Origin of the sequence: uncultured Intestinimonas sp. (assembly GCF_944387725.1) — a bacterium.
In the GTDB taxonomy this organism is placed as follows: domain Bacteria; phylum Bacillota; class Clostridia; order Oscillospirales; family Oscillospiraceae; genus Intestinimonas.
On the sequence record NZ_CALXGA010000012.1, the window covers coordinates 13,043 to 39,168 of the forward strand.

29 protein-coding genes are annotated in these 26,126 nt (G+C 67.1%); 8 read left to right on the plus strand and 21 right to left on the minus strand.

Features of this window, described 5'->3' with window-relative positions; genetic code table 11:
- Positions 1-196 precede the first annotated feature (196 nt).
- The gene (locus tag Q0K09_RS03240; protein WP_294472813.1) at positions 197-424 is read left to right on the plus strand and encodes a hypothetical protein; all 228 of its coding nucleotides are present in this window, start codon (positions 197-199) and stop codon (positions 422-424) included.
- Positions 425-487: 63 nt separating this feature from the next.
- On the opposite strand, the gene Q0K09_RS03245 is transcribed toward Q0K09_RS03240, so the two are convergent.
- The 3 genes from Q0K09_RS03245 to Q0K09_RS03255 all read right to left on the minus strand — a co-directional run bounded on the left by Q0K09_RS03245 (position 488) and on the right by Q0K09_RS03255 (position 2,228).
- Positions 488-1,189 (minus strand): hypothetical protein, encoded by a 702-nt coding sequence (locus Q0K09_RS03245; protein ID WP_294472816.1) that lies wholly within the window; start codon positions 1,187-1,189, stop codon positions 488-490.
- Between the two features lie 148 nt (positions 1,190-1,337).
- Positions 1,338-1,691: an arsenate reductase family protein gene (locus Q0K09_RS03250; RefSeq protein WP_294472818.1), complete on the minus strand. Its 354-nt coding sequence runs from the start codon at positions 1,689-1,691 to the stop codon at positions 1,338-1,340.
- A gap of 72 nt (positions 1,692-1,763) precedes the next feature.
- Complete coding sequence (locus Q0K09_RS03255; protein ID WP_294472821.1) at positions 1,764-2,228, minus strand: S-ribosylhomocysteine lyase; 465 nt, start codon at positions 2,226-2,228, stop codon at positions 1,764-1,766.
- 192 nt (positions 2,229-2,420) lie between these two features.
- Between Q0K09_RS03255 and Q0K09_RS03260 the strand changes: the two genes are divergently transcribed.
- Entirely contained in the window at positions 2,421-2,792 is a 372-nt protein-coding gene (locus tag Q0K09_RS03260; RefSeq protein ID WP_294472825.1) for a DUF3796 domain-containing protein, read from the plus strand.
- A complete protein-coding gene (locus Q0K09_RS03265) occupies positions 2,779-2,976 on the plus strand; it encodes a helix-turn-helix transcriptional regulator (RefSeq protein WP_294472828.1) in 198 nt (65 codons plus the stop codon). The genes Q0K09_RS03260 and Q0K09_RS03265 overlap by 14 nt, the downstream gene beginning before the upstream one ends.
- A gap of 204 nt (positions 2,977-3,180) precedes the next feature.
- Here the strand turns inward: Q0K09_RS03265 and Q0K09_RS03270 are convergent, their stop codons facing one another.
- From Q0K09_RS03270 to larE, 8 genes are all read right to left on the minus strand, one after another.
- The gene (locus tag Q0K09_RS03270; protein WP_294472831.1) at positions 3,181-3,816 is read right to left on the minus strand and encodes an ATP-binding cassette domain-containing protein; all 636 of its coding nucleotides are present in this window, start codon (positions 3,814-3,816) and stop codon (positions 3,181-3,183) included.
- Positions 3,813-4,730 (minus strand): ABC transporter ATP-binding protein, encoded by a 918-nt coding sequence (locus Q0K09_RS03275; RefSeq protein WP_294472834.1) that lies wholly within the window; start codon positions 4,728-4,730, stop codon positions 3,813-3,815. Before Q0K09_RS03275 ends, Q0K09_RS03270 begins: the two co-directional genes overlap by 4 nt.
- A gap of 15 nt (positions 4,731-4,745) precedes the next feature.
- Complete coding sequence (locus tag Q0K09_RS03280; RefSeq protein WP_294472837.1) at positions 4,746-5,570, minus strand: ABC transporter permease; 825 nt, start codon at positions 5,568-5,570, stop codon at positions 4,746-4,748.
- Entirely contained in the window at positions 5,567-6,559 is a 993-nt protein-coding gene (locus Q0K09_RS03285) for an ABC transporter permease (RefSeq protein ID WP_294472840.1), read from the minus strand. Before Q0K09_RS03285 ends, Q0K09_RS03280 begins: the two co-directional genes overlap by 4 nt.
- 74 nt (positions 6,560-6,633) lie before the next feature.
- The gene (locus Q0K09_RS03290; RefSeq protein ID WP_294472843.1) at positions 6,634-8,235 is read right to left on the minus strand and encodes an ABC transporter substrate-binding protein; all 1,602 of its coding nucleotides are present in this window, start codon (positions 8,233-8,235) and stop codon (positions 6,634-6,636) included.
- Complete coding sequence (larC, locus tag Q0K09_RS03295; RefSeq protein ID WP_294472846.1) at positions 8,232-9,614, minus strand: nickel pincer cofactor biosynthesis protein LarC; 1,383 nt, start codon at positions 9,612-9,614, stop codon at positions 8,232-8,234. The genes Q0K09_RS03290 and larC overlap by 4 nt, the downstream gene beginning before the upstream one ends.
- Positions 9,595-10,380 (minus strand): nickel pincer cofactor biosynthesis protein LarB, encoded by a 786-nt coding sequence (gene larB / locus Q0K09_RS03300; protein WP_294472849.1) that lies wholly within the window; start codon positions 10,378-10,380, stop codon positions 9,595-9,597. Before larB ends, larC begins: the two co-directional genes overlap by 20 nt.
- A gap of 31 nt (positions 10,381-10,411) precedes the next feature.
- A complete protein-coding gene (larE, locus tag Q0K09_RS03305) occupies positions 10,412-11,155 on the minus strand; it encodes an ATP-dependent sacrificial sulfur transferase LarE (RefSeq protein ID WP_294472852.1) in 744 nt (247 codons plus the stop codon).
- 303 nt (positions 11,156-11,458) lie between these two features.
- On the opposite strand from larE, the gene Q0K09_RS03310 reads away from it, so the two are divergent.
- On the plus strand, positions 11,459-12,439 hold the full coding sequence (locus tag Q0K09_RS03310) for a lipoate--protein ligase (protein ID WP_294472857.1): 981 nt from the start codon (positions 11,459-11,461) through the stop codon (positions 12,437-12,439).
- A gap of 86 nt (positions 12,440-12,525) precedes the next feature.
- On the opposite strand, the gene Q0K09_RS03315 is transcribed toward Q0K09_RS03310, so the two are convergent.
- The 4 genes from Q0K09_RS03315 to Q0K09_RS03330 all read right to left on the minus strand — a co-directional run bounded on the left by Q0K09_RS03315 (position 12,526) and on the right by Q0K09_RS03330 (position 16,621).
- On the minus strand, positions 12,526-13,326 hold the full coding sequence (locus Q0K09_RS03315) for an ATP-binding cassette domain-containing protein (protein ID WP_294472860.1): 801 nt from the start codon (positions 13,324-13,326) through the stop codon (positions 12,526-12,528).
- A 1-nt stretch (position 13,327) separates the two neighbouring features.
- Positions 13,328-14,239 (minus strand): ABC transporter permease, encoded by a 912-nt coding sequence (locus tag Q0K09_RS03320; RefSeq protein ID WP_294472862.1) that lies wholly within the window; start codon positions 14,237-14,239, stop codon positions 13,328-13,330.
- A 76-nt stretch (positions 14,240-14,315) separates the two neighbouring features.
- Positions 14,316-15,347, minus strand: coding sequence for an ABC transporter substrate-binding protein (locus Q0K09_RS03325; RefSeq protein ID WP_294472864.1), 1,032 nt, complete (start codon positions 15,345-15,347; stop codon positions 14,316-14,318).
- A gap of 305 nt (positions 15,348-15,652) precedes the next feature.
- Positions 15,653-16,621 (minus strand): DMT family transporter, encoded by a 969-nt coding sequence (locus tag Q0K09_RS03330; protein WP_294472868.1) that lies wholly within the window; start codon positions 16,619-16,621, stop codon positions 15,653-15,655.
- A 61-nt stretch (positions 16,622-16,682) separates the two neighbouring features.
- Between Q0K09_RS03330 and Q0K09_RS03335 the strand changes: the two genes are divergently transcribed.
- The gene (locus tag Q0K09_RS03335; RefSeq protein WP_294472871.1) at positions 16,683-17,267 is read left to right on the plus strand and encodes a DNA-3-methyladenine glycosylase; all 585 of its coding nucleotides are present in this window, start codon (positions 16,683-16,685) and stop codon (positions 17,265-17,267) included.
- A 27-nt stretch (positions 17,268-17,294) separates the two neighbouring features.
- Positions 17,295-17,924 (plus strand): HAD family phosphatase, encoded by a 630-nt coding sequence (locus Q0K09_RS03340; protein ID WP_294472872.1) that lies wholly within the window; start codon positions 17,295-17,297, stop codon positions 17,922-17,924.
- A gap of 50 nt (positions 17,925-17,974) precedes the next feature.
- On the opposite strand, the gene Q0K09_RS03345 is transcribed toward Q0K09_RS03340, so the two are convergent.
- The 6 genes from Q0K09_RS03345 to Q0K09_RS03370 form a co-directional block, all read right to left on the minus strand.
- Positions 17,975-20,434 (minus strand): UvrD-helicase domain-containing protein, encoded by a 2,460-nt coding sequence (locus tag Q0K09_RS03345; RefSeq protein WP_294472875.1) that lies wholly within the window; start codon positions 20,432-20,434, stop codon positions 17,975-17,977.
- Positions 20,435-20,543: 109 nt separating this feature from the next.
- The gene (ispE, locus tag Q0K09_RS03350; RefSeq protein WP_294472878.1) at positions 20,544-21,404 is read right to left on the minus strand and encodes a 4-(cytidine 5'-diphospho)-2-C-methyl-D-erythritol kinase; all 861 of its coding nucleotides are present in this window, start codon (positions 21,402-21,404) and stop codon (positions 20,544-20,546) included.
- A gap of 12 nt (positions 21,405-21,416) precedes the next feature.
- Positions 21,417-22,700 (minus strand): DUF1015 domain-containing protein, encoded by a 1,284-nt coding sequence (locus tag Q0K09_RS03355; RefSeq protein WP_294472881.1) that lies wholly within the window; start codon positions 22,698-22,700, stop codon positions 21,417-21,419.
- Positions 22,701-22,748: 48 nt separating this feature from the next.
- The gene (gene thrH / locus Q0K09_RS03360; protein WP_294472883.1) at positions 22,749-23,351 is read right to left on the minus strand and encodes a bifunctional phosphoserine phosphatase/homoserine phosphotransferase ThrH; all 603 of its coding nucleotides are present in this window, start codon (positions 23,349-23,351) and stop codon (positions 22,749-22,751) included.
- A 22-nt stretch (positions 23,352-23,373) separates the two neighbouring features.
- Positions 23,374-24,558, minus strand: coding sequence for an aminotransferase class I/II-fold pyridoxal phosphate-dependent enzyme (locus tag Q0K09_RS03365; RefSeq protein ID WP_294472886.1), 1,185 nt, complete (start codon positions 24,556-24,558; stop codon positions 23,374-23,376).
- The gene (locus Q0K09_RS03370; protein ID WP_294472890.1) at positions 24,555-25,037 is read right to left on the minus strand and encodes an Lrp/AsnC family transcriptional regulator; all 483 of its coding nucleotides are present in this window, start codon (positions 25,035-25,037) and stop codon (positions 24,555-24,557) included. The genes Q0K09_RS03365 and Q0K09_RS03370 overlap by 4 nt, the downstream gene beginning before the upstream one ends.
- 268 nt (positions 25,038-25,305) lie before the next feature.
- Between Q0K09_RS03370 and Q0K09_RS03375 the strand changes: the two genes are divergently transcribed.
- Both Q0K09_RS03375 and Q0K09_RS03380 read left to right on the plus strand, forming a co-directional pair.
- Positions 25,306-25,581, plus strand: a complete 276-nt coding sequence (locus tag Q0K09_RS03375; RefSeq protein ID WP_294472895.1) for a DUF2089 family protein — start codon at positions 25,306-25,308, stop codon at positions 25,579-25,581.
- Between the two features lie 153 nt (positions 25,582-25,734).
- Positions 25,735-25,911, plus strand: coding sequence for a hypothetical protein (locus Q0K09_RS03380; RefSeq protein ID WP_294472893.1), 177 nt, complete (start codon positions 25,735-25,737; stop codon positions 25,909-25,911).
- Positions 25,912-26,126 lie beyond the last annotated feature (215 nt).

The following is a 26,126-nucleotide window of genomic DNA, read 5'->3' on the forward strand; positions in this document are numbered from 1 at the left end:
TTGCTGCAAAACCGCTTAGCGGTTGATTTGGCAGAGAGTATTATACCATATTCCATGAAAAATGCCAGGGGGATTTCAATTTTTCAGTGGCTTTCTTTCCCCTGTCGCTTTTTGCGGCATCTGGTCACAAAGGGGCGGCGCCGGCATAGGATAGAGGGCGGGCAGGACCCGCAAATGGAACAGGGAGGACGAGAACATGTGTTTTGCGCAAAATTCCTGCTGTAACCGCTGCTGCTGCGGCTGCCGCTGGCGCTCCGGGTGCGGCTGCACCGGAACCGCCCGGAATTCCGTCTCCAGCGCCGACAGCTGCGGCTGTGGCTCGGATGTCTGGGCCCAGGCGATGGCCCTGGCGGAGGCTGCGGAGCGCGGCGAGAGCTGCAATGGCTGCAATGGCTGCAACAGCTGCAACAGCTGCAACAGCTGACGCTTCGCCGGGACAGCAAAGGAAGGACGCCCCAGGCGTCCTTCCTTATATATGTAGGGCTGCTCAGCCGGCGTATTGGCCGCTGTAGTCGATAATCATGCCGTCCAGGTGCTGCCAGTCCGTGCCCACCATGGTGTAGATGTTGTCCTCCAGCTGGAGCTGAATCACCAGGGACTGGGCGGGCTCGTAGCCCAGGTCGGGCATCAGCCCCTGCACGCCCGCGATGACGGCGTCGGCGTAGGCGTTCTCCAGGGCCTCGTATTCCTCGTCGGACATGGCGTCGATCTGCTCCTGGGTGGTGACGCCGTAGGAGCTGCAGGTGTCGGCCCAGATGGTGTTTATGTCGTAATTGTCGAAAAACTGAACCAGGATGTCGATGGGCTCGATGCTCACCGTCACGGCGTAGCTGCCGTCCTCCAGCTTGCTGGCAGACTGGACCTCATACCTGCTGTGGGAGTAGATCTCCTTCACCAGATCCACCATCTTGGCAGTGGTGGTCTCCGTGGGGTACATGGCAAAGGCGTCCATCATGATATCGGCCTCCGCCTCGGTGTTCCAGACGTAGTTCTGCTCCTCGGCCTCCTCGGCGGTGATGTCCATCAGCTCCAGGTAGTCCTCGTTGTACTGGCCCAGGTAGTAGGAGTCCAGCATCCCCTGGATATAGGCCTTGGCCTCGTCCGGAGTGACGTCCCCGCCGCAGGCGGCCAGGGTCAGGGTCATAACCGCCGCAAGGCCGGCGGCGGCCAGTCGCTTGCCAAGCTTCATGTTTTCTCCTCCCAATCGTTGTGTTTTGACAGATGCGCACAAAATTTGACGCTATTCTTTTTTATTTTACTCGATTGACCCGGCGACGTCAACTCTTTTCTCAAGAATATCCCTTTTTATCCCAATTCTGCCGGTCCAATCGGGGCGGTCAGCCCCCCAGGCGCGCCGCCCAATCGGCCTCACGGAAGCCAACCAAGGTGAAGTCCTCCCCCACCAGGAGGGGCCGCTTGACCAGCATCCCGTCGCTGGCCAGCAGGGAGAGCATCTCCTCCTCCCCCATGGCGGGGAGCTTCTCCTTGAGCCCCAGGGCCCGGTAGAGCTGCCCGCTGGTGTTGAAAAATTTCCGCAGCGGCATTCCGCTCCGGGCCTGCCAGGCCCGGAGCTCCTCTGCGGCGGGATTGTCCAGCTTGATGTCCCGGGTCTCCGCCTGGAGCCCCCGCTCGTCCAGCCATTTCTTCGCCCGCTGGCAGGTGCTGCATTTGGGATACCAGACCAATAACATGGCGTTCGCTCCTTCTCTTCTGTTTTGTGGGGATGGCCTCTTTCCCATCTGGGGGCTGTGGAAGCGCCCTCCTCAGGCCAGGTACTGGAGCTTTTCCACCGTCCAGTCCCGCAAAATGGGGATCATCTTCTGGGCGGCGGCCCTGGCCCCCTCCAGGTCCTGCTCCCGGTAGTTGCCGCACTCGGCCTCGGTGGCCCCGGGGATGGGGCCCTCATACCCGGCGATGAAGTCCATGGTCTCCCGGACCAGGGCGATGGCTTCCTCCGGGGCCATGTCCCGCACCAGGAAGTAAAAGCCCGTGCGGCATCCCATGGGGCCGGCGTAGATAACCTTGTCCGACTGTGGGCCGCTGCGGACATAGGTGGCGAAGAGGTGTTCAAAGCTGTGAATGGCGCCATAGCCCAGATAGGTCCCGCAGTTGGGCCGGACCATGCGGATGTCATACGTCACCACATCCCCGTCCACTCGGGAGGTGTACATGCCCTCGGTGAGGGTTCGGTGGTCCACCTGAAAGCTGGCGATCTGTTTGAGTTCCATGGTTCTTCGCGCTCCTTTTCGTGTTATCTCCTCCAGCATACCACATTTCGGGGCGTTTGGCAATTCCGTCCGCATGGGGCGGGGGGCAAGATGTTGGCAGTGCCCTGCTGGGCCTTGACAGCCCCTAGAAAATGTGATATATTTATCACATAAAGAGCGAAATATACCATATTATTTCAGGAGGATGATTTTATGAAATCAAGACGCTGCCTGTATGGAAGCCTGGGTTTGCTCTCTATGCTGGGTCTGATTGGAATTTTCACTGAGGCGAAGTCTTTTCTGGCCTTCTTTGCCTTTGCCGTTGATTTCCAATACTTCTTCCTCAAATCGGATGAAATGCTGGAAGCCTACATGAACAAATCCGCTTCCCGCGGGTTTTACTGCGGGATGATTGCCACGGCCCTGGTGACGCTGGTATGCTTCTTCGCCGGCCGGCGCGGGGAAAAAGAGGCCCTGCTGGCGGGCCTTACGTCCGGGTGGGCGGTCTCTGTCGTGGTCTATGCCCTCTCCACCGTCTATTATGGATTTCAGGAGCACTGGGGGCTGGCGCATGATTCGGAATAAAATCAAGGAGTACCGCGCCAGGCATGATATGAAGCAGGAGGATTTGGCCAGACTTGTGGGCGTCCGCAGGGAGACCATCGGAAACTTGGAAAAGGGCAGGTATAATCCCTCCCTGGTGTTGGCCTGGAACATCGCGAAGGTCTTCGGCGTTTCCATCGAAGAAATTTTCAGCATTGAGGAGTAGTACTCCTCCAAGTTAGAAATTGCAGATTGGATTTCGAGCGGAATTTTTGCAGAACAAGGCAGAGGACGCCGGTAGGCTGACGCCCACCAAGGACGATCACGAAGGGATGCGGAAATTCCGCCGAAAGGCAAATGCTAGGGCTTGGCGGAGTAGTAGGCTCCATCCGGTGAGAATCCTGCATTTGCACCCGGGTGGACAGCCTGGTCAGAGGAGCGGTTGGGCCCCGCCGCCGGCGAGCTCCTCCAGGCAGACCACCCGGGTGCACAGCCGCTCCAGCAGGGTCGGGCTGTGGCTGACAATGAGGAGCCCCAGGCTCCGGCGCTCCGCCTCAGCCAGGAGGAACTGCCAGATCTGGGCCTGGGTGATGAGGTCCAGCATGGCGGAGAGCTCGTCGCACAGAAGGTAGCGGGTCTCCGGCCCCAAGGCCCGGGCCACGCAGAACCTCTGAAGCTCCCCGCCGGAGAGCTCGGAGGGGTAGCGCTTCCCCCAGCCGGGCTCAATGTGAAGGCCCTCCAGGACCCGGTCCTCCACCGCCCAGCCCTCGGCCAGGGCGGCCCCCAGGGTGCGCAGGGGGTCCACCGCCAGCTCCGGGTGCTGCCAGATCATCTGCACCGGACAGGGCCCCCGGCAGGCGGCGAGGGGCTTCCCGTCCACCAGAACCTCACCGGCGTCCGGCCGCTCATAGCCGGACAGGAGCCGGCACAGGGTGGTCTTCCCCCGGCCGCTGGGGGCGGTGAGCCCCAGCCGCTCCCCGGGCCGGAGGGCCAGGCTGACCTGGGTGAGGACGGCCTTCCCCCTCCGGCGGTAGCCGAAGGTGAGGCCCCTGGCCTCCAGGCTCATGACCCCTCCCCCCTCTCCGGGTGGAGGCACCGCACCCGGCCCCCCGCCACCGTTTGGTAAGGGATGGCCCCGCCGCAGTCCGCCTGCCGTTTGGGGCACCGGGGCGCGAAGGGGCAGCCCGCCGGGATGGCCCCGGGGTAGGGCTGGGTTCCAGGGATAGGGGTGAAGCCGTGCTGGGGAAGGGCGTCCCACAGGGCCCGGGTGTAGGGGTGCCGCAGGTCCTCCCGCCGGGCGAAGTCGGCGGCGGGGGCCTCCTCCACCGTCTCCCCGGCATAGAAGACCGCCACCTTGTGGGCGATGGTCAGGGCCAGCTCCAGGTCGTGGGTGATGAGGAGGACGGCGGCCCCTCCCTGGGCCAGCTCCCGGAAGTGGCCCAGGATGCGCCCCGCCGCCCGGGCGTCCAGGCCGGGGGTGGGCTCGTCGGCCACCACCAGGGCGGGGCTGGCGGCCACGGCGGTGGAGATGAGGACCCGCCGGGCCATGCCCCCGGAGAGCTCAAAGGGGTAGAGGTCCCCGGTCTCCGGCCCCAGGCCGTACCGGCCCAGCACCCCCCGGCCCTTCTCCCGGTCCCGGGCCACCTGGGGTCCCACCTTCATCAGGGGGTCCAGATAGCCCACGGACTGGGGCACCAGGACGATTTCCCGGCCCCGGAGGGCGGCCGCCCGCTGGGGCGTTAGGGGCTCCCCCCGGTAGCGGAGGGTCCCCTCCATGCGGGCGTTGTAGGGGAGAATCCCCAGGATGCCGTGGGCCAGCAGACTCTTGCCCGAGCCGCTGGAGCCCACCACCGCCGCCACCTGCCCGGCCTCCAGGGTCAGGTCCAGCCGCCGGATGGCCGGCAGCACCCTCCGCCGGGCGCCACGGTCGTATTGAAGAAAGGAAATGGACAGGTTCTCCACCTCCAGAATGGGCCGCATGGCGCTTCCCTCCTTTTATTCATGGATGCTGGCGGGGTCCAGGAGGCGGCGAAGCCGCTCACCCAGCACCGCGAAGAGGGCCACCGTCCCCACCAGGGCCAGGCCGGGGAAGAGGGAGAGCCACCACCGGCCGGTGGTGAGGTAGCTCATGCTCTCCGACAGGATGACCCCGATGGCGGGCTGCTCCGAGGACAGGCCGAAGCCCAGGAAGGTGACGCTGGCCTCGTGGAGGATGGCGTGGGGGAAGAGGAGAATGAGCCCCGTGAGAAACTGGGGCAGCAGATGGGGGAGCAGATGGTCCCGGGCCACCTGGAGCCGGGTCCGGCCCAGCCGCTGGGCCACCTGGACATAGGGGGCCTCCCGGAGCTGAAGGACCTCCCCCCGGAGGAGCCGGGCAAGGGAGGTCCAGTGGCTCAGGGCCACCCCGGCCACCACCCCGGCAAAGCCCCGGCCGCAGGCTAGGGAGATGAGCATCACCAGTAGGATGTGGGGAATGCCCATCACCAGGTCCGTGAGCCAGGAGAGGACGGTGTCCACCCGCCGGCCCAGGGTGGCGGCCGCCGTCCCCAGGGCCAGGGCCACCACGGCGCTCACCGCCGCCGTCAACACCCCGATGCGCAGGCTCAGGGAGAGGCCCGCCAGGGTTCTGGCCAGCATGTCCCGGCCCATCCAGTCGGTGCCGAAGGGGTGGGCAAAACAGGGGGCGAGGTTCCGGCGGGAGAAGTCGGTGACCGTTCCGGCCTGGGTGCACAGGGCCCCCGCCACGGCCACCGCCAGCAGGACCGCCGCCGCCAGCAGGACCAGCACCAGGGTCCGCCGCCGCTGATTGGGCTGCTTCACCGCCGTGCCGCCCCCCTTCGGATCTTGGGGTCCACGGCCCCGTAGAGGAGGTCGGCGCACAGATTTCCCCCAAAGACCAGGGCGGCGGTGAGGACCGTGATGCCCAGGAGCAGGGGGAGGTCTCCCCCCAGCCCCGCCGTCACGGCGGCCTGCCCCAGGCCGGGGTAGGAGAAGACCTGTTCCACCAGCACCGAGCCGCCGATGAGCTCGCTGATGGAGGCGAACTGGAGGGTGATGGCCGGAAGGGCCACGTTCCGCAGGCCGTGGCGCAGGACGATGGAGGGGGCGGACTCCCCCCGGGCCCGGGCGAAGAGGACATAGTCGGACTCCAGCACCCCGCAGAGCTTTTCCCGGGTGTGGAGGGCGATGCCGGCCACGCCGGTGATGCTCAGGGTAAGGGCGGGGAGAAAGGCGTGGCGGAGCCGGTCGGCCAGGGTGACAGCGGCGGCCTCGGCGCCGATGGGGACCGACAGGCCGATAGGAAAAATTCCCATCCACACCGAGAAGACCATCAGGAGCAGCAGGGCCAGCCAGAAGGCGGGGGTGCTGGAGATGAGGATGCACCAGCCCCGGATGAGCCGGTCCGGCCACCGTCCCCGGCAGGCCCCGGCCAGGACCCCCAGGGTCAGGCCCAGGAGCCCCGAGAGGACCCAGGCGGCGGCCATGAGCCACAGGGAGCTCCCCATCCGCTCCCCCAGGACCCGGACCACCGGGACCCGGTAGAGGAGGGAGGTCCCCAGGTCCCCCCGGAGGGCGCTGGAGAGCCAGCCCAGGTAGCGCTCCAGAGGCGGGTCGTTGACCCCCCAGTAGTCCTCCAGCCGGGCGATCTGCTCCTGACTCATGGTCCCCAGGGCGGCCTGTCCCACGTTGGTCTGGAGGGGGTCCAGAGGGGAGGCCGACATGAGGAGAAAGGCGGTCAGGCTGACCCCCAAAAGCAAAAGGGCCATCCGCAGGAGTTTTTTGGCGGCAAATTGGATCCGGTGCCCCATGGCGTATCACTTCCTATGCAGGGGATGCCCGCCGGCGGCGGGTCGAGGGGAGGAGGCCCCACCGTGGGCCGGGGTCACGTCCAGCTCCACTGGTCCACGTTGTTGACCACAGACCATCCGTGGCCGTGGGGGTGAATCTTCTGCTCCGCCACCTGAAGGCCCTCCCGGACCCAGTAGAGGTGGTCCACGTTCACCAGCCAGACCCAGGGGATGTCCCCGTCCTGGGTGACGCCGGTGGTCCCGTCCCATTGGGCCTTCTGCCAGAGGACATAGGACTCCTCCAGGTCAGAGCTGGCCAGGGCCTGGTCCATGCAGGCATCCACCGTAGGGTTGGCGTAGGGGGAGTAGAGGGCAAGGCCGGCGCCGGGCATGGTGTGGTAGAGATTATAGAGCTCCATGGGGGTGTGGGCCCCCCAGCCCCAGATCAGGGGCTGGGAGAGGGCCCGGTCGTAGGCGGTGTCCCAGCCCACCCCCTCCAGGGTGCAGGCGATGCCCAGGGCCTCCATCTGGTTGGCAAAGTCGGCGCACAGGGCCTGGCGCACCGAGTCCCCGGTGGCGTAGAGGAGGTTCAGCTCCGCCCGAACCCCGTCCCGGTAGCGCCGGCCGTCTTCGGCCAGGATCCAGCCCGCCTGGTCCAGCAGGGCGGCAGCCCCCTCCGGGTCATAGGACACCTCCGAGGCCGGGCTGTACCAGGGCAGGCCGTCGCAGACGCTGTAGGCCGGGGAGCCGTAGCCGTTTAGGACGTTGTCGATCATCTCCTGGCGGTCAATGCCCAGGTTGATGGCCCGGCGGACCAGGACGCCGGCGGTGAAGTCGTTGCCCACCGTCCGGCCCGCTTCATCGGTTCCGGCGGGGACGGCGGGGAGGTTGAAGCCCCGGTTATCCACACTCTGGTAGGCGGCCAGGGTGTAGCCTGCCACGGTCTGGTCGGAGTAGGTGGCGGAGGTGTAGGCCAGGTCCACCTGTCCGGCCTGGACGGCCAGGAAGGCTGCGTCCTCCTCCATAAAGAGGATGGTGACCCGCCGCATTTTGGGGGCCTCCCCGTAGTAATCCGGGTTGGCCTCCAGGATGACCTGCTGGCCCCGGTCCCACTGGACCAGGGTGTACCGACCGGAGCCGATGGGGTTGGCGCCGTAGGCAGCGGGGTCGTAGGCGTGCGCCGGCAGGATGCCCACCACCGCCATGGTGTAGGGCCAGATGGAGAAGGGCCGGGTCATGTGGAAGACCACCGTGGCGGCGTCCGCCGCCTCGGCGTAGTCCAGCATGGTGAAGTCGTTGACCGAGCTGGTTTCCTTTACTGTGTTGTAGGTGAAGGCCACGTCCTCCGCCGTCAGGGGCTCCCCGTCGGTGAAGCGGGCGTCCCCCCGGATGGTCACCGTCCAGGTGAGGCCGTCATCGCTGGCGGAGTATCCCGTAGCCAGGTCATAGCCGATGGTGAGGTCGGGGTTGGTGACGGTGAGGGTGGACTGGATCAGGGGCTCGTGGACGTGCTCCCCGGCCCCCCAGCCAAAGGCCGGGTCGAAGCCGGCGGCGGGCTCGGAGGTGGGGCCCATGGCGATGACCACCTCGTCCCCGGCCCGGGGGACGCTGGGGACCTCCCCGGCACTCTGACAGCCGGCCAGGAGGCCCAGGCTGGTCAGGACGGCCAGCAGCAGAGCGCTCAGACGTCCCGTCATCGGACCTCACCCTCCTCCGGGTGGAGGCCCAGCTGGGCCAGGGCGGCCTTCCAGACCGTGTCAAAGGGGAGGCCGTTGGCCTGGGCCAGAGCGGCCGCGTCGTCAAATTCCGGCTTCACATGGGTGACCCCGCAGCCCCGGGCCAGCTTCAGGCCCACCGGCCCCCACTGGGTCTGGACCTGCCCCGCGCCGGGGGTGAGGAAATACTTGCCGCACCGCCGGACCCGCAGGCCGTTGGTGGCGGTGTGCCGGAAGACGGCCCGGGCCAGCTCGGCCTCCCGGCCCGGGGGGCACAGGGCGGTGAGGACCCAGCCGGGACGGCCCTTCTTCATGGTGCCGGGGGTGGTGTAGACGTCCAGGGCCCCCTCCTCCAGCAGCCGGGCGCAGGCGAAGGACAGGGCCTCCGGGGTCATGTCGTCCAGGTTGCACACCAGCTCCAGGATTTCCCCGTCGGCCTCCTCTCCTGCCTCGCCCAGGAAGGCCCGGACACAGTTGGCCTGGGGGAAGGTCTTGGACCCCACCCCCACGCCCACCCCCTGGGGCGTCATCATGGGCATGGGGCCGAACTGCTGGGCAAAGTGGGCCAGCAGGGCGGCCCCGGTGGGGGTGCACAGCTCCCCCTGGACGCTCCCGCCGTAGATGGGGACCCCCTCCAGCAGGTTGGCCGTGGCGGGGGCGGGGACGGGCATCACCCCGTGTGCGCACCGGACGGCGCCGCTGCCCACTTGGATGGGGGAGACCACAATCCGCTCCGGCTGGAGCAGATACAGGGCGTAACACACCCCCGTCACGTCGGCCACCGCGTCCAGGGCCCCCACCTCGTGGAAGTGGACATCTGCCACGGGGCAGCCGTGGGCCTTGGCCTCGGCCCGGGCGATAGCCTCGTAGACGCTCCGGGCGTGGGCGCGCACCTCCTCCGGGAGGGGGAGGCTGTCAATGAGCCCGGCGATGTACCCCGGGGAGGCGTGATGATGGGCTCCACCGCAGCCGTGCTCATGCGCGTGCTCGTGTGCCTGTCTGTGCTCATGGCTGTGAAGATGGGCGTGGTCATGGACGTGCTGGCGGCAGTGCTTGTGCTCAGGATGGTGGGAATGCCCGTGCTCATGGAGATGGCAGGGCTCCTCCCTGCGGCTATGGGCGTGGGGAAGCTCCTCCGGGGCGGGGGGCTCTTCCTCCTCCCGGCCGTGGACCGTCACCGCCATGTGGGTGCCCGCAATGCCGCAGGTGACGGCCTTTTGGGCCTCCACCCGGACGCCGGGGAGGTCCAGGCCGTTCATGGCCGCCAGAAAGCCGGCCTTGTCCTCCAAAAGCTCATACAGGGCGGCCATGAGCATGTCCCCGGCGGCCCCCATACTGCACTCAAGATAGAGCGTTTTCATGCGTTGATTCCTCCAGACCTTCCATTTGATTGATCATACTGGCCAGATAACCGGCTCCGAAGCCGTTGTCGATGTTCACCACGCTGCACCCGGAGGCGCAGGAGTTGAGCATGGCCAGCAGGGCGGAGAGTCCGCCGAAGCTGGCCCCGTAGCCCACGCTGGTGGGGACGGCCACCACGGGGCAGTCCACCAGCCCCCCCACCACCGAGGCCAGGGCCCCCTCCATGCCGGCCACGGCGATGACGCACCGGGCGGACATCAGGTCCTCCAGGCTGGAGAGGAGCCGGTGGAGCCCCGCCACCCCAACGTCGTAGAGCCGGGTGACCCGGTTCCCCAGGACCTCGGCGGTGAGGGCGGCCTCCTCGGCCACACTCTGGTCACTGGTGCCCCCGGTACAGACCACGATGGAGCCCAGGGCCCGCCGGGACCCCGGGAAGGCGATGCCCAGCCGGGCCTCGGGGTGGTACTCCAGCTCCACCCCGGCCGAGACGAAGGCGGCCTTCTCCGGGTCCATGCGGGTGATGAGGATGTTGCGGCACCCCCGCTCCCCCATGGCCTGGGCGATGCCCAGAATCTGCTGGGCCGTCTTGGAGGCCCCGTAGACCACCTCGGCGGCCCCCTGCCGGACCCCCCGGTGGAAGTCCACCTTGGCGTAGCCCAGATCGGCGAAGGGCTCGGTCTTCAGCTCCAGCAGGGCGTCCTCCGGGGCGGTCTCCCCCGACGCCACCGCCCGAAGCAGGGAGAGAATTTCGCGCTTGTTGTCCATCTTCAAAGACCTCCTTTGGGAAATGCGTGCGTCAGCGGGGCTCCAGGTCCAGGGTGACGGCGACAAACCAGGGCTTGAGGGCCTCCAGCAGGGTCTGGCGCATCCCGGCGGCCCGGTCCCACTGGTCCGCCGGCACCTGGAGCCGGGCCCCGCCCCCCAGCAGCCGCACCCGGAAGTCGGTGAAGCCCAGGGCGAAGAGGGCGTTTTCCCCGGCCTCCACCCGCCGGAGGTCCTCCGCCGTAATGGGAGTGCCGGTGGGCACCCGGGTGGCCAGGCAGGCGTAGGCCGGCTTGTCCCAGGTGAAGATCCCTGCCGCTTTGGACTGCCGCCGGACCTCCGCCTTGGTGAGGCCGCACTCCCGCAGGGGGGAGCGGACCTCCAGCTCCCGGAGGGCCCGCATCCCGGGGCGGTCCCCGGCGTCGTCGGAGGCGTTGGTGCCGTCCAGCAGGAGGGTGTGGCCGTCGGCCCGGGCGGCCTCCCACAGCAGGGTGAAGAGGGTCCGCTTGCAGTGGTAGCAGCGGTCGGGACCGTTGGCGGCGGCCAGGGGCGCCGAGAGGATGTCGGCCTCCACCACCCGCAGGGGGACCCCCACCTCCTCGGACAGCCGCCGGGCGTCCTGATATTCAAACTCCGGCTGGAAGGCGGTGCGGACATAGTAGGCGGTGAGGCCGCAGCCCCAGTGCTTCCCCGCCCACAGCAGGTAGGCGGAGTCCACTCCGCCGGAGAAGGCCAGGGCCGCCCTGGGGTTGGCCCGGAAAAAGTCTTGCAGCGTCATGCTCGGTCCTCCTGTCACGCAAAAAAGGCGCGCCAAAGCTGGCGCGCCTTCTGGCTGCGGCGGGACATTCCTTGCTCCGCCTGAAACATCAAGTGTGATGGATGATGGGATTATCGCAGAAGCAGAAACGGCTCCTTCTGGAGCCCGGCGGACCTTCTGGCCCGCAAGCGTGGTCTATTTTACCAGAGCCCGGGGCGGATGTCAAGTACCGCGTGGAACCATAACACGCCAGTCCCGATGCCGCCGGGAGGGTTGCGCCCGGCGCCGGGATGTGGTAGAGTAGGGGAAAAAGGAGGCTATCCCATGCTGCTGATTTCCCACGACTGCACCGACCCGGCCTGGAACCTGGCCCTGGACGAATACCTGCTGACCCACTTTACGGAGGAGGTCCTCTCCCTGTGGCGCAACGGCCCCTCGGTCATCGTGGGCCGGAACCAGAACGCCCTGGAGGAGATCGACCAGGACTTCGTCCGGGCCCGGGGCATCGCCGTGGTCCGGCGGCTCACCGGGGGCGGAGCGGTCTTCCACGACCTGGGCAATGTGAACTACACCCTGGTCCAGCCCTATCAGGAGGGGGACTTCAACAACTACGCCAAGTTTACCCGGCCCATTGTGGACTTTCTGGCGGAGCTGGGGGTGCGGGCGGAGCTCTCCGGCCGCAACGACCTGCTGGTGGAGGGCCGGAAGTGCTCCGGCAACGCTCAGGCGGTCCGGGGCGGGCGCATCCTCCACCACGGCACCCTCCTCTTCTCCGCCGACCTCTCCCAGCTGGCCGGGGCCCTGCGGCCCCGGGACATCAAAATCCAGAGCAAGGGGGTCAAGTCGGTGTCCAGCCGGGTGACCAACCTGGCCGGACACCTGCCGGAGCCCATGAGGGTGGAGGCGTTTCTGGACCGGCTCCGGGCCTGGTTCCTGGCCAGGCCGGGGGTCCGCCCCTACCAGCTGACGGCGGAGGACCGGGCCGCTGTGGACGCCCTCCGGGCAGCCAAGTACGGCGCCTGGGCCTGGAACTTCGGCGCGTCCCCCCGGTACACCTGGGCCCGGGCGGCCAAATATCCCTTCGGACTGGTGGACGTCCGCCTCCGGGTGGAGGGGGGCGTCATCCAGGAGGCCGTCCTCTACGGGGACTACTTCGGCCGGCGGGACAGCGGCGAGCTGGCCGCCGCCCTAGCGGGGCTCCCCCACCGGCGGGAGGCGGTGGGGGAGCCCCTCCGGGCCCTCCCCCTAGGGGATTACATCGCCGGCATGGAGCCGGAGGAGCTTCTGGACCTCCTCTGCGGCTGACAGGCTCCGGGGCAGGGGATGGAGCACCGGCCCCATAAAAACCCGCCCGCGCCGGACCAAGCGGCGCGGGCGGGTTTGTGTCCGCTTCAGGAGAGGAGAATACGGTCGTTATCCAGGTCCTTTCCGGCCCCGGCCCGGAAGCGGGAGAGCAGATCCTCCACGGTGAGGCCCCCGCGCTCCGCCCCGGAGAGGTCCAGCACAATGCGTCCGGCGTCCATCATCAGGGTGCGGTTGCCCAGGTCCAGGGCGTGGCGCATGTTGTGGGTGACCATGAGGCAGGTGATGTGCTGCCGGGCCACGATGTCCCGGGTGAGGGCCAGAACCTTCTCCGCCGTGGCGGGGTCCAGAGCGGCGGTGTGCTCATCCAGCAGCAGCAGCTTGGGGGGGACCAGGGTGGCCATTAGCAGGGTCAGGGCCTGCCGCTGTCCGCCGGAGAGGAGCCCCACCGGCTGGCGCATCCGGTCCTCCAGCCCCATGCCCAGCAGGGCCAGCTGCTGGCGGAAAAATTCCTTGTCCTGTTTGGTGATGCGGCTGAAGTAGGCGTTCCGGGGCTTTCCCGCCCGGAGGTAGGCCAGGGCCAGGTTCTCCTCGATGGTCATGTGGGGGGCGGTCCCCTTCATGGGGTCCTGGAAGAGCCGCCCCAGTTCCCGGCTCCGGCGGTACTCGGGCCGGAAGGTGATGTCCTCCCCGTCCAGGGCGATGGAGCCCTGATCCACATAGAAGACCCCGGCGATGGCGTGGAAGAGGGTGGACTTCCCAGCCCCGTTGGAGCCCACGATGGTGGCGAAGTCCCCCGCCTCCAGGCGGAGACTCACCCCGTCCAGGGCCTTTTTCTCGTTGACGGTGCCGGGGTTGAAGGTCTTGGAGATGTGTTTGAGCTCCAGCATATCAGCCCTCCCTCCTTCCGGCGGCCGCCGCCCGCTTCCGGCGCTGGAAGGCGGCCCACTGGCGGATGGCGGGCATGGCAATGGCCAGGGCCACCACCACGGCGGTGACCAGCTTCAGCCCGTCCACCGGGACGATCTTGGTGTAGAAGACCACGGCGTAGATGAAGCGGTAGATGACGCTTCCCACCACCACGGCGACGGCACCCTTCACCACGGAGCGCCGGCCCAGCACCGTCTCCCCGATGATGAGGCAGGCCAGGCCGATGACCACGATGCCGGTGCCGCTGTTGATATCGATGGTCTTCTGGGCCTGGCCCACCACCGCCCCGGACAGGGCGGTGAGGGCGTTGGCCACGCACAGGCCCACGGTGACGGTGAAGGTGGGGTTGATGGAGGAGGCCCGGACCATGTCCCGGTTGTCCCCCGTGGCCCGGATGGACAGGCCCAGCCGGGTCCCCAGGAAGAGCACCAGCAGCACCCCTGCTAGAATGGTGATGACCGCCGAGAGCAGCAGCTCATACTGCCCACCCCCGATGCCGGTTTCCCGGAGGAGGGTGAAGACCGTGTCCTCCCGCAGCAGGGAGGCGTTGGACTTCCAGCCCATGACCATGAGGTTGACGGTATAGAGGCCGGTGTTGGTGATGATGCCCGCCAGGATGGAGGGCACCCCCAGCCTGGTCTGGAGGAAGGCGGTGACGCCGCCGGCGCAGGCCCCGGCCAGCATGGCCAGGGGGATGCCCAGGATGGGGCGCCCGGCGGCGGCGGCGGTCACCGACACCGCCGCCCCCAGGACGAAGCAGCCGTCGGTGGTCAGGTCGGCGATGTCCAGAATGCGGTAGCTCAGGAAGAGGGCCATGGCCACCAGGGCGTACTGGAAGCCCAGCACCAGGGCCGTCTGGGTGATATAGAGCATGGTGGGTTCTCCTTTTCCTGCCAAATCCCCCGGCGGGGCCGGGGGCTGGCGTACACGGCAGAATCAAAAACAGGGCTTACTCCACGGTGGTCTGAACCTCCACCACCTGGCCCATGCCGTCGAAGACGGCGGGGTCGAGGCCCAGGGCCTGGGCGGTCTCGGCGTTGACGGTGATAATGCCCCCGGCCACCTGGTAGACGTCCTCCAGGCCGGCCATGCCCTGGGTCATGGCCTCATAGGCCAGGTCGGCGGTCTGGGACCCAAGGTCGGTATAGTTCACGCCGCAGGTGGCGAAAGCGCCGTTGCGGACAAAGGAGTCGGCCCCGGCGTAGTGGGGGATGCCGGCGGCGATGAAGTCCTCGTAGATGGCCAGCTCAGCGGCCATGATGACGTTGTCGGTGGGGGTGAAGACGGCGTCCACCCCCTCGGCGATGAGGGAGCTGGCGGCGGCGATGACCTCGTCGTTGGTGTTGGCAGTGGCCTCGGTGTAGGCGATGCCGGCGGCGTCCAGATAGGCCTTGGCCTCGGCGATGGGCACCTCGGAGTTGGGCTCGGACAGGGAGTAGAGGAGGCCCACCTTGGCGGTGTCCGGGTTCTGGGACAGCATCATGTCCAGAATCAGCTCCGTGTCCAGGGCGTCGCTGGTGCCGGTGACATAGCCGATGCCGGTGAGCTGGGCGGTCTCTGGGTAGGAGATGGCGGCGTAGACCACCGGGGTCTGGGTCTCCTCAGCACAGGCGGCCATGACCTGGGCGGCGGTGGTGGCGATGGGGATGATGGCGTCCACCCCGTCCACAATGGCCTGGTTGCCGATCTGCCGGAGGGTGGTCTGGTCGTTTTGGCCGGAGTAGACCTCATACTGGATGGCGGCCCCCTCCTGGGCGGCGATTTCGTCCAGCCGGGCGGTGACGGCGGCGGCGATCTCATCCAGGGAGGCGTGGTCCATCTGCTTGACCACCGCCACGGTGTAGACGGGGGCGTCCTCCCCGGCGGGGGAGACGGCGGGGGCGGGGGTGCCGGAGCTCCCCCCGCCGCAGGCAGCCAGGGACAGGGTCAGGGCGGCGGAGGCGGCCAGAGCGGCCGGCTTCTTCAAATTGACGTTTTTCATGGGAATCTTCTCCTTTTTTGAGTATTGGGCGGCAGATGGAGCCAGCAGAACGGAAAAAACGGCTTTTGTCCCCCTTCTGGGACAAAAGCCGTGTCAGCTTCTGCGATACCACCCAAATTGGCGCCTGCGCGCCCACTCGCTTCACGCACCATCATGCGTGCCCGATGGATAACGGGTGGGGACCCGTCGGCCTCTACTGGGGGCCCCATCGGACCCCGTTCAAGCCGCCCTCCGAAGGCCATTCACCGGACTCCCAGCGCCCCGATTCCACCCTCCGGGACTCTCTTTGGCTTGGAGCGGGCCGGCTACTTCTCTCCGTCACAGGTTTGCAAGGTATTTGCTTGTGAGCTATTATACCCATCCGGGGCCGGGCTGTCAACCCCCTTTTTCCCCCGGCGCAGAAAGGCGAACTTGGTCTCGGAGCAGAGGACCGCCAGGAAGATCAGGACAAAGCCCACCGCCATGGCGGCGTTCAGGGTCTCCTCCCCCACCAGGATGGAGCTCAGGACCCCGAAGGGGGCCTCCAGGGACAGGAGCACAGCGGCGGTGGCGGGGGCGGTGTACTTCTGGCCGATGTTCTGGAAGAGGAGGGCCCCGCAGGAGGCGAAGATCACCAGATAGGCCAGGCCCAGCAGGGTCCCGCCGGTGAGCCCCGTGGGGAAGGGCTCCCGGAACAGCAGGGCTCCCGCCCAGCTCCACAGGGCGAAGAAGGCGAACTGGAGGGTGGTGAGGAGGAAGATGTCCCGGTCCTGGGCACAGCGGTTCACCACCACGATGTGGGCGGCGAAGAAGAGGCCGCACACCAGGGTCAGGGCGTCCCCCAGGCCCATGGTCAGGTCCCCCCCCTCCCCGGGGAGGGACACCAGGCCGATTCCCGCGATGCAGACCACCGCCGCTAGAATATTCCATTTGTCCGGCCGCTTCCGGGCCACCGCCCAGTTGAGGAAGGGGACGATGACGCAGTAGACCGCCGTCAAAAAGGCGTTCTTCCCCGCAGTGGTCCCCTCCAGGCCGAAGGTCTGGAAGGCGTAGGCCAGGAAGAGCAGGGTGCCGGTGGCCAGCCCCCCCAGCAGATAGCCCCGGTCCAGACGCCGCCAGGACCGCCAGAACACCAGGGCCAGAATCAGCGCGGCGGCGGTGAAGCGGAAGGCCAGCAGGTAGAGGGGGGTGAAGCTGTCCAGGGAGTGCTTCATCACCACAAAGGCGCTCCCCCAGATGATGGGGGCCGCCAGGAGCATAGGCTTGGCCCATTTTTGCAGGACGGACTCATTCATGGTTGTGTTCCCTCCGAGGAAATGGTAAGATGACTGGGAGAAATGAAAGGGGGGCGCTGGAATGCCCAAGCTGATCCGGGACTTCTTTGACCGGGACACCCTGACGGTGGCCCGGGATTTGCTGGGGAAATATCTGGTCCGCCGGGTGGACGGGGACCTCCTCTCCGGCCGGATTGTGGAGACCGAGGCCTACATCGGGGCCATCGACCGGGCCTGCCACGCCTACGGGGGCCGGCGGACCCCCCGGACCGAGACCCTGTACGCCCCGCCGGGGACGGCCTATGTCTACCTCATCTACGGGATGTACCACTGCCTCAACTTCGTCACCGAGGGGGAGGGAGTGGCTGCGGCGGTGCTTCTTCGGGGCCTGGAGCCGGCGGAGGGGGCGGAGCGCATGGCCTGGAACCGCTTTGGCCGGGGCCTTTCGGAGCTGACCCCCTACCAGCGGAAACACTTTCTCAACGGCCCCGGCAAGGTCTGCCGGGCTCTGGACGTCACCCGGGCCCTCAACGGCGCCAGCCTCACCGGGGACGCCCTCTTCCTCTGGGACGCCGGTGAGGCCGCGGGGGAGATCCACACCGGCAGGCGCATTGGCGTGGACTATGCCCGGGAGGCCGCCGGCTTTCCCTGGCGGTTCTGGCTGTGATGCTGATTTGACAACAGGAGGCAAGCTATGCTGCTCTTTGACTTGGACGGAACCCTCATCGACTCCAACGGCATCTGGACCGATATCGACATGCGCTTTCTCTCCCGCCGGGGTCTGGAGGTCACCCAGGAGTACCTCTACGCTGTGAGCCCCTCTATCGTGCCCCTGGCGGCGGTATTCACCCGGGACTACTACCACCTGGACATGACCCCGGAGGCCATTGTGGCAGAGTGGATGGAGGGGGCCCTGGAGGCCTACCGGCGGGCGCCCATGAAGCCCGGCGCCCTGGCCTTTCTGGAGCGGTGCCGGGACAGGGGGGAGGACATGGCCCTGGTCACCGCCTGCGACCCCGGCCTGTGCCGGGCCGCCCTGGAGCGCCACGGACTCTCGCCCTTCTTCCGGGCCGTGGTCTACGCCCAGGAGCTGGGCCTGGAGAAGCGGAATCCGGCGCTCTTCCGCCGGGCCGCTCAGGCGCTGGGGGTCTCCCCCAGCCAGTGTGTCCTCTACGAGGACGCCCCCGCCAACTGCGCCGCCGCCCGGGCGGCCGGCATGGAGACCGTGGGGGTCTATGACGCCTTCTACCACGACCTCCAGGACGAGCTGCGGCAGAGCTGCGACCGCTGGATTGGGAGTTTCACCGAGCTCCTGGACGCCTGACACCCCGCTGGGCAGGCCCCGGGACGGCCCTCTGCCGTCCCGGGGCTTTTTTACGCCTTGCTGAGGTACTGGGCCACCGATTTCAGCAGCAGCCGCTTGGTGCCCTTGGCGTCAAAGGCGATCTCGATGAGGAGGTCGCCCCCTGTGGGCTGGACGTTCATGACCATGCCCCGCCCAAAGGCCTTGTGGACCACCATGTCGCCGATCTGGTAGGAGGGCAGGGCCGCCGCCGGGGCCTTGGGCCGGCCGGCCGGAGGCTTGGCCCGGGCCGGGCGCGCCGGGGCGGCGGGGCGCTCCCAGCCCCCCCGGCCTCCGCCGGAGAAGCCGCCGTACCCGCCCCGGGCCGGGGCGGCGCTCTGCCAGCAGCCAGAGGCGTCATCTGGCTGGCTGAGGTAACTCCTGCCGCTGCGCTCCGCCAGTTCCTCGGGGATCTCCCCCACAAACCGGGAGGGCCGGTTGGCCGAGGTGCGGCCGAAGAGCATCCGCTGGGAGGCGCAGGTGAGGTAGAGCTTTTCCCGGGCCCGGGTCATGGCCACATAGCACAGCCGGCGCTCCTCCTCCAGCTCCTCCTGGTCCCCGATGGCCCGGATGCCGGGGAAAATGCCCTCCTCGGCCCCCACGACGAAGACCACCGGGAACTCCAGGCCCTTGGCCGCGTGCATGGTCATCATAACCACGCAGTCCTCGCTGGGGTCGTGGTTGTCCAGGTCGGTGTAGAGGGCGATCTCGTCCAGGAAGCCGGCCAGGGAGGGCTCGGCCTGGGCGTTTTCCAGGTAGCTGTTGATGGAGGTCAGCAGCTCCCGGACATTCTCCAGCCGGGTGCGGTCCTCCACGGTGTTCTTGGCCTCCAGGGCCGCGGCGTAGCCCGTCCGGTCCAGGACCTCCTCATAGAACTCCGGAAGCGCCAGCTCCCCCGCAAGCCCTTGCAGGGTCTCCATCATGGTTGTAAACTGCTCCAGCTTGGGGGCGGACTTGGCCAGCTCCGGGCGGCTCCGGGCCTCCCGGACCACATCCCACAGGCTCCGGCCCTCCCGGGCGGCGATGGCCTGGGCGGCCTCCACCGTCCTGGGACCGATGCCCCGGGGCGGGTTGTTGATGATCCGGGCCAGGCGCAGGTCGTCGGCGGGGTTGTGGAGGGCGCTGAGATAGGCCAGCATGTCCTTGACCTCCGCCCGGTCGAAGAAGCGGATTCCCCCGATGATGCGGTAGGGCACACCGTTGCGCTTGAATGCCTGCTCGATCTGGTTGGACTGGGCGTTCATGCGGTAGAGGACGGCGTGGTCTCTCCAGGTCCGGCCCTGGCTGTAGCCGGAGAGAATTTCGGCGGCCACATATTGGGCCTCGTCGCTCTCGTTCATGGCGGTGTAGACCTGGAGCTTGTCCCCCTGGCTGTGGCTGGTCCACAGCTCCTTGCCCTTGCGGCCCTGGTTGTGACGGATGACGGCGTTGGATGCCTCCAGGATGTTCTTGGTGGAGCGGTAGTTCTGTTCCAGCCGGATGACCCGGGCCCCCGGGTACTGCTGCTCAAAGGAGAGGATGTTCTCGATGGTGGCCCCCCGGAAGCGGTAGATGGACTGGTCGTCGTCCCCCACCACGCAGAGGTTCCCCCGCCGCCCCGCCAGCAGAGCGGAGAGCTGGTACTGGAGCTGGTTGGTGTCCTGGTACTCGTCGATGAGTACATAACGGAATTTCCGCCTGTAATACTCCCGTACGTCATCAAAATCCCGGAGGAGCCGGACGGTGTCCAGGATGAGGTCGTCAAAGTCCAGGGCGTTGGCCTCCCGCAGCCGCCGCTCGTACTCCACATAGATTTCCGCGATTCGGATCAGGCGGTGGTCCCCCTGCTTCCGGCAGGCGTCCAGGTACTCCCCGCCGGACTGCATGGCGTCCTTGGCCCTGGAGATGGCGGAGAGCACCGATCGGGGCGGAAAGGTCTTCTCGTCCAGGTTCCGGTCCTTGAGGACGTCCTTCACCACCCGCTCGGCGTCGGCGGAGTCGTAGATGGTGAAGGCGCGGTCAAAGCCCAGCCGCTCGATGTCCCGCCGGAGGATGCGCACGCAGGCCGAGTGGAAGGTGGAGGCCCAGATGTCCCCGGCCTGGGGGCCCAGCATCCGCTCCAGGCGCTCCCGGAGCTCCCCGGCGGCCTTGTTGGTGAAGGTGATTGCCAGAATGGACCAGGGGGCGGCGGGATCCAGCCGGCACAGCCTCTCGGCCTCCTCCCGGCCCTCGGGGATGGGGCGGCTGGCGTAGGCCTCCAGAAAAAGCAGGTCGTCCTCGGTGACGGCCTCCGGCGCCTCGTCGGAGTCGGAGCCCCGGCCGTACTTCATCAGGTTGGCGACACGGTGGATAAGCACGGTGGTCTTGCCGCTCCCCGCCCCCGCCAGCACCAGCAGGGGGCCCTCAGTGGCCAGCACCGCCTTTCGCTGCTCCGGGTTGAGCTGGGTAAATTCCCCGGCGATGACCGCCCGCCGGGCCTTACAGAATCTCAGCGCTTGTTCCTTGTCCAGCATATGGTCCCTCTCGTCCTTTCTATGGGGCCGGGGGCCGCTTCGGCGGTCTCCCCATGGAAAATGCGCCGGCCTCGGGCTGGGAGGCGCGGCGCGGTGAAGTCTCGCTTGCTCAGACCGTCTCAGTGAGCCAGACGTCCCGGTAGGTCCGGCCCAGGACCTCCCGGGCGGCCTCCGCCTGGTCCCAGTCCCGGAAGAGGCCGAAGACCGTGGGGCCGGTGCCGCTCATACAGGCCCCCAGGGCCCCCTGCTGCACCAGCTCCCCCCGAATGGCCCGAACCTCCGCCCCCTGCCGGGGGGGCAGCACGTCCTCGAAGACGTTGTACATCCGTCGGGCCACCCCCTCCAGGTCCCCGGCCTCCAGGGCGGAGAGGACCCCGGCGGTGTCCGGGCGGCAGCGCAGCCGCACCCCGTCCACCGCCCGGAAGAGCTCCGGGGTGGAGATGGAGAAGGGGGGCTTGCACACCACCACCAGGCACCGGGGCAGGGGGGACAGGGGGGTGAGGACCTCCCCCCGGCCCTGGGCCAGGGCGGTCCCCCCCAGGACGCAGTAGGGCACGTCGGAGCCCACCCCCTCCCCCAGCCGGGCCAGGTCCAGGGGGGCAAGGCCGGTCTCCAGGGCCCCGTTGAGGGCCCGGAGGACGGCGGCGGCGTCGGAGGAGCCGCCCCCCATGCCGGCGCAGACGGGGATGTGCTTATCAATGGCGATGGACACTCCCCCGGCGTCCCGCCCGGTCTCCCGCTGGAAGGCCAGGACGGCGGCGGCGGCCAGGTTCTTCTCGTTGTTGGGCAGGAAGCTCAGGTTGGTTTTGACCCGCAGGGGCCCCCCGCCTCCCAGGGTCAGGGTGATGAGGTCCGACAGGGCCACCGACTGCATGACCATGCACAGGTCGTGGTAGCCGTCGTCCCGGCGGCCCAGCACGTCCAGGGTGAGGTTGAGCTTGGCGGGGGCCTCTGCCGTCAGGGTGGGCATGGTGTTCCTCCTTCAGCGAATTTTCCGGGCCTCCAGATAGAAGCGCTTGTCCTGGGCCTCCCCCATGGAGAAGGTCTTCCGGGGCAGGACCCCGTCGTGGATGACCGTGGGGAAGAGCTCCTCCTTGCCCATGGCGGGCAGCAGGAAGCCGATATTTCCAGGCTGAGAGGCCAGGGACCGGGTGACGTCGGCCCCGTGGATGTAGTCCACCCGCCCCGGGTGGCAGGAGAGCCACTGGTCCAGGAAGTTCTGGAGGGTGGCCGCCGGGAGCTGAGCCTGGGGATGGGGCGCCGTCACCGCCCCCACGCCGCCGGCGTGGACATAGCGGAGGATGTGGCCCTCCTCGCCCGCCCCCTGGAAGGCGCCGGGGTAAAAGGCCAGCAGGTCGGCCAGCAGGGCCTGGGGGTCCACCCCGAAGACCACCCGGTGGATGGGCTCGAACTCCAGGGAGGCGTCGTGGAGGTTCACCAGCTCCACCAGGGCGTACCGGGCGGGGAGGTTCTCCCACTCCTCCGGGGCGGCGAGGCTCTTCTGCCGCTCGTAGCAGGCCTTGGCGGTGGCCAGGGAGTGGTTGCCGTCCCCCACGGCGAAGAGGAGGACGGGCAGATCCTCCGCCCCGTACCGGGCCTGGAAGGCGGCGGGGCCGGCCAGGGCCCGGAGGGCGGCGGCCACCCGGGCCAGCTCCGGCTCGTCCAGAAGCCAGCCCCGGAGGTGGCCGGAGTGCTCCATGAGCTCGAAGTCATAGCACTTCTCCAGCCGCCCCTTGGCCGCGGCGGCGGGCTCCACCACCGTCTTCTCCGGGTCGTCCACCAGGAGCATGGCGTGGGGCAGCTCGATGGAGGCGTTCTTCCGCACCGCCACCCGGGGCGGGATGCGGCTGAGTACGGTGCCCTCGGTGGCTCGGACCAGGGTGGCGGCTCCGGGCTCATAGTTGTAGGCCTCCAGGTCCACCATGCCCACCAGGCCCCGGCGGACCTTGCCGGACTCCAGGGTGCGCTCCACATAGATCATGGCGTGGGGGCAGGTACGGAAGACCCCCTCCCGGAGGTAGCGGCTCATGGTGTTGGTGACGTCCATGATATCGGTCTCCACGCTGGGGCCGTCCAGGGAGCTCTCCGGCAGGATCAGGTGGAGGGCGGAGGGGGCGTTGCCCACAAACCGCTCCACCCGCTGCCAGTACTCAGGCTGGGAGGTATACTGGTCGCAGGCCACCACCGCCCACTTGGTCAGGTCGCAGTTCTGGGGCAGCAGGATGTCGGCCGGCCCGAAGGCCAGGCCCTGAAAACGCTCGTCCATGGCGGATTTCCTCTCTCTCGTTTTACTCTTTCGGAGGCAGCCGGAGGCTCAGGTCATGGCGGCCTGGATGGCGGCGAGCAGGTCCCCGAAGTCCTCGTAGGCCGGCAGCTCCGGGTGGTCGGCCTGAATCTGGGCCGTGCTGCGGAAGAGGAAGCCGGCCTTGCCGGCCTGGATCATGGCCAGGTCGTTGTAGCTGTCCCCGGCGGCGATGGTCTCGTAGCCGATGGACTGGAGGGCCTTCACCGTGGTGAGCTTGGACTGTGCACAGCGCATCCGGTAGCCGGTGATGGTCCCGTCGGGGTCCGTCTCCAGGGTGTTGCAGAACAGGGTGGGCCAGCCCAGCTTCTTCATCAGGGGCTGGGCGAACTGCTCAAAGGTGTCGCTGAGGATGATGACCTGGGTAAGGGAACGCAGCTCGTCCAGAAATTCCCGGGCCCCGGGGAGGGGGTCGATGCCGGCGATGACAGCCTGAATCTCCTTCAGGCCCAGGCCGTGCTCCCTGAGAATGGCCAGGCGGTAGGCCATGAGCTTGTTGTAGTCGGGCTCGTCCCGGGTGGTGCGCTTGAGCTCCGGGATGCCGCTGGCCCCGGCGAAGGCGATCCAGATCTCGGGAACCAGGACGCCCTCCATGTCCAGACAGGTGAGATACATGGCGGTGCTCCTCCTTTTCCAATCAGGTCCGGGCCTGTTTTTTCTTTAGGTTGGTGAGGAAGTTGTCCATGCGGGTCAGGGCCTCGGCGATTTCCTTCATGCTGGTGGCGTAGCAGCAGCGGACGAAGCCCTCGCCGCTCTCGCCGAAGGCGTTGCCGGCGATGACGGCCACCTTCTCCTCCATCAGGAAGCGCTCGCAGAAGTCCTCGGAGGTGAGCCCCGTGCCCCGGATGTCCGGGAAGACGTAGAAGGCCCCCTTGGGCTCGAAGCAGGGCAGGCCGATGCGCCGCAGGCCCTCCACCAGGTAGCGGCGGCGGCCGTCGTACTCGTCCCGCATCCGCTCGATGTCGCCGTCCCCGTTGCGCACCGCCTCGATGGCGGCGTACTGGCTGGTGGTGGGGGCGGACATGATGCCGAACTGGTGGAGCTTGAGCATCTGCTGGATGAGGGGGGCGGGGCCGCAGAGGTAGCCCAGGCGCCAGCCCGTCATGGCGTAGGTCTTGGAGAAGCCGTTGACCACCACCGTCCGCTCGTACATATCGGGGAGGTTGGCGATGGAGACGTGGCGCTGGCCGTAGGTGAGCTCGGCGTAGATTTCGTCGGAGACCACCATGATGTCAGTGCCCCGGAGGACCTCCGCGATGGCCTCCAGGTCCTCCCGGCCCATAATGCCGCCGGTGGGGTTGTTGGGGAAGGGCAGCACCAGCACCTTGGTCTTGGGGGTGATGGCCGCCCGGAGCTCCTGGGGGGTGAGGCGGAACTCATTTTCCGCCTTGGTCTCCACATAGACCGGGGTTCCTCCCGCCATGCTGGCCAGGGGGCCGTAGCAGACGAAGGAGGGCACTGGGATGATGACCTCGTCGCCGGGGTTCACCAGGCACCGCAGGGCCAGGTCAATACCCTCGCTGCCCCCTACGGTGACAACGATCTGGCTGGCAAAGTCGTACCGGATCTGGAAGCGGCGCTCCATATAGGAGGCGATCTCCCGGCGCAGCTCGGCCATGCCGGCGTTGGAGGTGTATTTGGTAAAGCCCTTTTCCAGGGAGTAGATGCCCGCGTCCCGGATGTGCCAGGGGGTGACAAAGTCGGGCTCGCCCACACCCAGGGAGATGGCGTCCTTCATCTCCTCCAGGATGTCGAAGAATTTCCGAATGCCGGAGGGCTTGACCGCCTTGATCCGGTCGGACAGAACAGACTCATAATTCATGCGAAAATCAGCTCCCTCGCCTGCTGCTCCTGCTTTTGGAAGATCAGGTGCTTTTCTTTGTATTTTTTCAGAATGAAGTGGGTGGCGGTGCCGGTGACATCCTCGATGGTGGCCAGGCGCTGGCCCACAAACTCGGCCACCTCCCGGAGGGTGCGTCCGGAGATGATGACGGTGAGGTCAAAGGACCCCGACATGAGGTAGACGCTCTCCACCTCGTCGTACTGGTAGATGCGCTCGGCCACCCGGTCGAAGCCGGCCCCTCGCTGGGGGGTCACCTTGACCTCGATGAGGGCGGTGACACTCTCCCGGTCGGTGCGGTCCCAGTCCACAATGGCCTGGTAGCCCAGGACAATCTGGTCCTCCTCCAGCTTCTTGATCTCAGCCTTTACGGCCTCCACGGACATACCGGCCATGGAGGCCAGCTGCTCCGGGGTCAGGGTGCAGTCCTGCTCCAGGAGCCGCAGCAGCTTGGTATTCATAGGCGTTCCTCCGTTCCACTTTCCTGACTGCCGTCAGGCGGCGTATTATGCACCATTATACACGCATCCTGGCAAATGGGCAACCCTGATTTCCGCCCCTTTTCCGCCCAAAACGCCCCAAAGCCCCTCCTGGCGGCCGGGCCGGAGCGCCGGCGCCCGGGGCCGGCGGGGCATTTTTCCCTTGATTTTTATAATCATAATAAAAGTTTATTAAAAATAAAACAAAGGGAAGGTGTGTGCTGTTTTGATTTCTGTGGTGCCAGAGTGGATGGCGGAGCTGGAGGAGGAGGACGTGGCCTTCATCCGCCGGTTTCTGCTCGCCTCCGGTTCCCTGAAGGAGGTGGCCGGAGCGTACGGGGTGAGCTACCCCACCGTCCGGCTGCGGCTGGACCGGCTCATCCAGAAGATCAAGCTCTCCGACGAGCGGGCCGCCGACCCCTATGTGGCCCTGATCAAGCGCCTGGCCGTCAACGACAAGGTGGACTTTGAGGCCGCCAAGCTCCTCATCAGCGAATACCGAAAAATTAAGGAGGCAACGTTATAAGTATCGCCGCTGCCTTCCTTCCCATGGTCATGTTTCTGGCCCTTCTGGTACCCACCGCCATTCTGGCGGTGGCGGAGTACTTCCTGGCCCGGACCGAGAGCCCCTGGCCAGGACGGGTCCTGCCCATCCTCTTATTCCGTGCTGATGGCCCTGATGGTCCTGCTCAACATGGCGCCCCCCGCCTCGTGGGGCACAGTGGTCCTGGCGGTTTTGGGGGTGCTGGTGCTCCTGAACCTCCCCACCGCCGTCTTTGTGGTGGTCTACCGGACCACCCGGCGGCGCTTTGCCGAACGGCGCAACATGGAGCTCCGGGACATCCAGGACCTGTAGTACTCCACCAAGCTGGAAACTTGCATTTGCCTTTCGGCGGAATTTCCGCATCCCTTCGTGATCGTCCTTGGTGGGCGTCAGCCCACCGGCGTCCTCTGCCTTGTTCTGCAAAAATTCCGCTCGAAATTCAATCTGCAAGTTTAGGGCTTGTTTGAAAAATCAGGAGGCTTGTACTAAAGCAACAAAATAGCAATGGCGGCAAGGTAAACGAAGGC

Bases quoted from the DNA above. Each gene is read 5' to 3' on its own strand.
- Q0K09_RS03320 (WP_294472862.1), bottom strand. From the start codon at position 14,239: ATGCTCTATATCACCCAGACGGCCCTGGTGCTGGGCTTCCAGTACGCC.
- Q0K09_RS03270 (WP_294472831.1), bottom strand. From the start codon at position 3,816: ATGAGCCTGGAGGCCAGGGGCCTCACCTTCGGCTACCGCCGGAGGGGG.
- larE (WP_294472852.1), bottom strand. From the start codon at position 11,155: ATGACGCTGCAAGACTTTTTCCGGGCCAACCCCAGGGCGGCCCTGGCC.
- ispE (WP_294472878.1), bottom strand. From the start codon at position 21,404: ATGCCCACCCTGACGGCAGAGGCCCCCGCCAAGCTCAACCTCACCCTG.
- Q0K09_RS03260 (WP_294472825.1), top strand. From the start codon at position 2,421: ATGAAATCAAGACGCTGCCTGTATGGAAGCCTGGGTTTGCTCTCTATG.
- Q0K09_RS03240 (WP_294472813.1), top strand. From the start codon at position 197: ATGTGTTTTGCGCAAAATTCCTGCTGTAACCGCTGCTGCTGCGGCTGC.
- Q0K09_RS03310 (WP_294472857.1), top strand. From the start codon at position 11,459: ATGCTGCTGATTTCCCACGACTGCACCGACCCGGCCTGGAACCTGGCC.
- Q0K09_RS03380 (WP_294472893.1), top strand. From the start codon at position 25,735: ATGGTCCTGCTCAACATGGCGCCCCCCGCCTCGTGGGGCACAGTGGTC.
- Q0K09_RS03245 (WP_294472816.1), bottom strand. From the start codon at position 1,189: ATGAAGCTTGGCAAGCGACTGGCCGCCGCCGGCCTTGCGGCGGTTATG.
- larC (WP_294472846.1), bottom strand. From the start codon at position 9,614: ATGAAAACGCTCTATCTTGAGTGCAGTATGGGGGCCGCCGGGGACATG.
- Q0K09_RS03265 (WP_294472828.1), top strand. From the start codon at position 2,779: ATGATTCGGAATAAAATCAAGGAGTACCGCGCCAGGCATGATATGAAG.
- Q0K09_RS03375 (WP_294472895.1), top strand. From the start codon at position 25,306: ATGGCGGAGCTGGAGGAGGAGGACGTGGCCTTCATCCGCCGGTTTCTG.
- Q0K09_RS03335 (WP_294472871.1), top strand. From the start codon at position 16,683: ATGCCCAAGCTGATCCGGGACTTCTTTGACCGGGACACCCTGACGGTG.
- Q0K09_RS03355 (WP_294472881.1), bottom strand. From the start codon at position 22,700: ATGGACGAGCGTTTTCAGGGCCTGGCCTTCGGGCCGGCCGACATCCTG.
- Q0K09_RS03275 (WP_294472834.1), bottom strand. From the start codon at position 4,730: ATGCGGCCCATTCTGGAGGTGGAGAACCTGTCCATTTCCTTTCTTCAA.
- Q0K09_RS03285 (WP_294472840.1), bottom strand. From the start codon at position 6,559: ATGGGGCACCGGATCCAATTTGCCGCCAAAAAACTCCTGCGGATGGCC.
- Q0K09_RS03330 (WP_294472868.1), bottom strand. From the start codon at position 16,621: ATGAATGAGTCCGTCCTGCAAAAATGGGCCAAGCCTATGCTCCTGGCG.
- Q0K09_RS03340 (WP_294472872.1), top strand. From the start codon at position 17,295: ATGCTGCTCTTTGACTTGGACGGAACCCTCATCGACTCCAACGGCATC.
- Q0K09_RS03250 (WP_294472818.1), bottom strand. From the start codon at position 1,691: ATGTTATTGGTCTGGTATCCCAAATGCAGCACCTGCCAGCGGGCGAAG.
- larB (WP_294472849.1), bottom strand. From the start codon at position 10,380: ATGGACAACAAGCGCGAAATTCTCTCCCTGCTTCGGGCGGTGGCGTCG.
- Q0K09_RS03290 (WP_294472843.1), bottom strand. From the start codon at position 8,235: ATGACGGGACGTCTGAGCGCTCTGCTGCTGGCCGTCCTGACCAGCCTG.
- Q0K09_RS03365 (WP_294472886.1), bottom strand. From the start codon at position 24,558: ATGAATTATGAGTCTGTTCTGTCCGACCGGATCAAGGCGGTCAAGCCC.
- Q0K09_RS03370 (WP_294472890.1), bottom strand. From the start codon at position 25,037: ATGAATACCAAGCTGCTGCGGCTCCTGGAGCAGGACTGCACCCTGACC.
- Q0K09_RS03255 (WP_294472821.1), bottom strand. From the start codon at position 2,228: ATGGAACTCAAACAGATCGCCAGCTTTCAGGTGGACCACCGAACCCTC.
- Q0K09_RS03345 (WP_294472875.1), bottom strand. From the start codon at position 20,434: ATGCTGGACAAGGAACAAGCGCTGAGATTCTGTAAGGCCCGGCGGGCG.
- thrH (WP_294472883.1), bottom strand. From the start codon at position 23,351: ATGTATCTCACCTGTCTGGACATGGAGGGCGTCCTGGTTCCCGAGATC.
- Q0K09_RS03315 (WP_294472860.1), bottom strand. From the start codon at position 13,326: ATGCTGGAGCTCAAACACATCTCCAAGACCTTCAACCCCGGCACCGTC.
- Q0K09_RS03325 (WP_294472864.1), bottom strand. From the start codon at position 15,347: ATGAAAAACGTCAATTTGAAGAAGCCGGCCGCTCTGGCCGCCTCCGCC.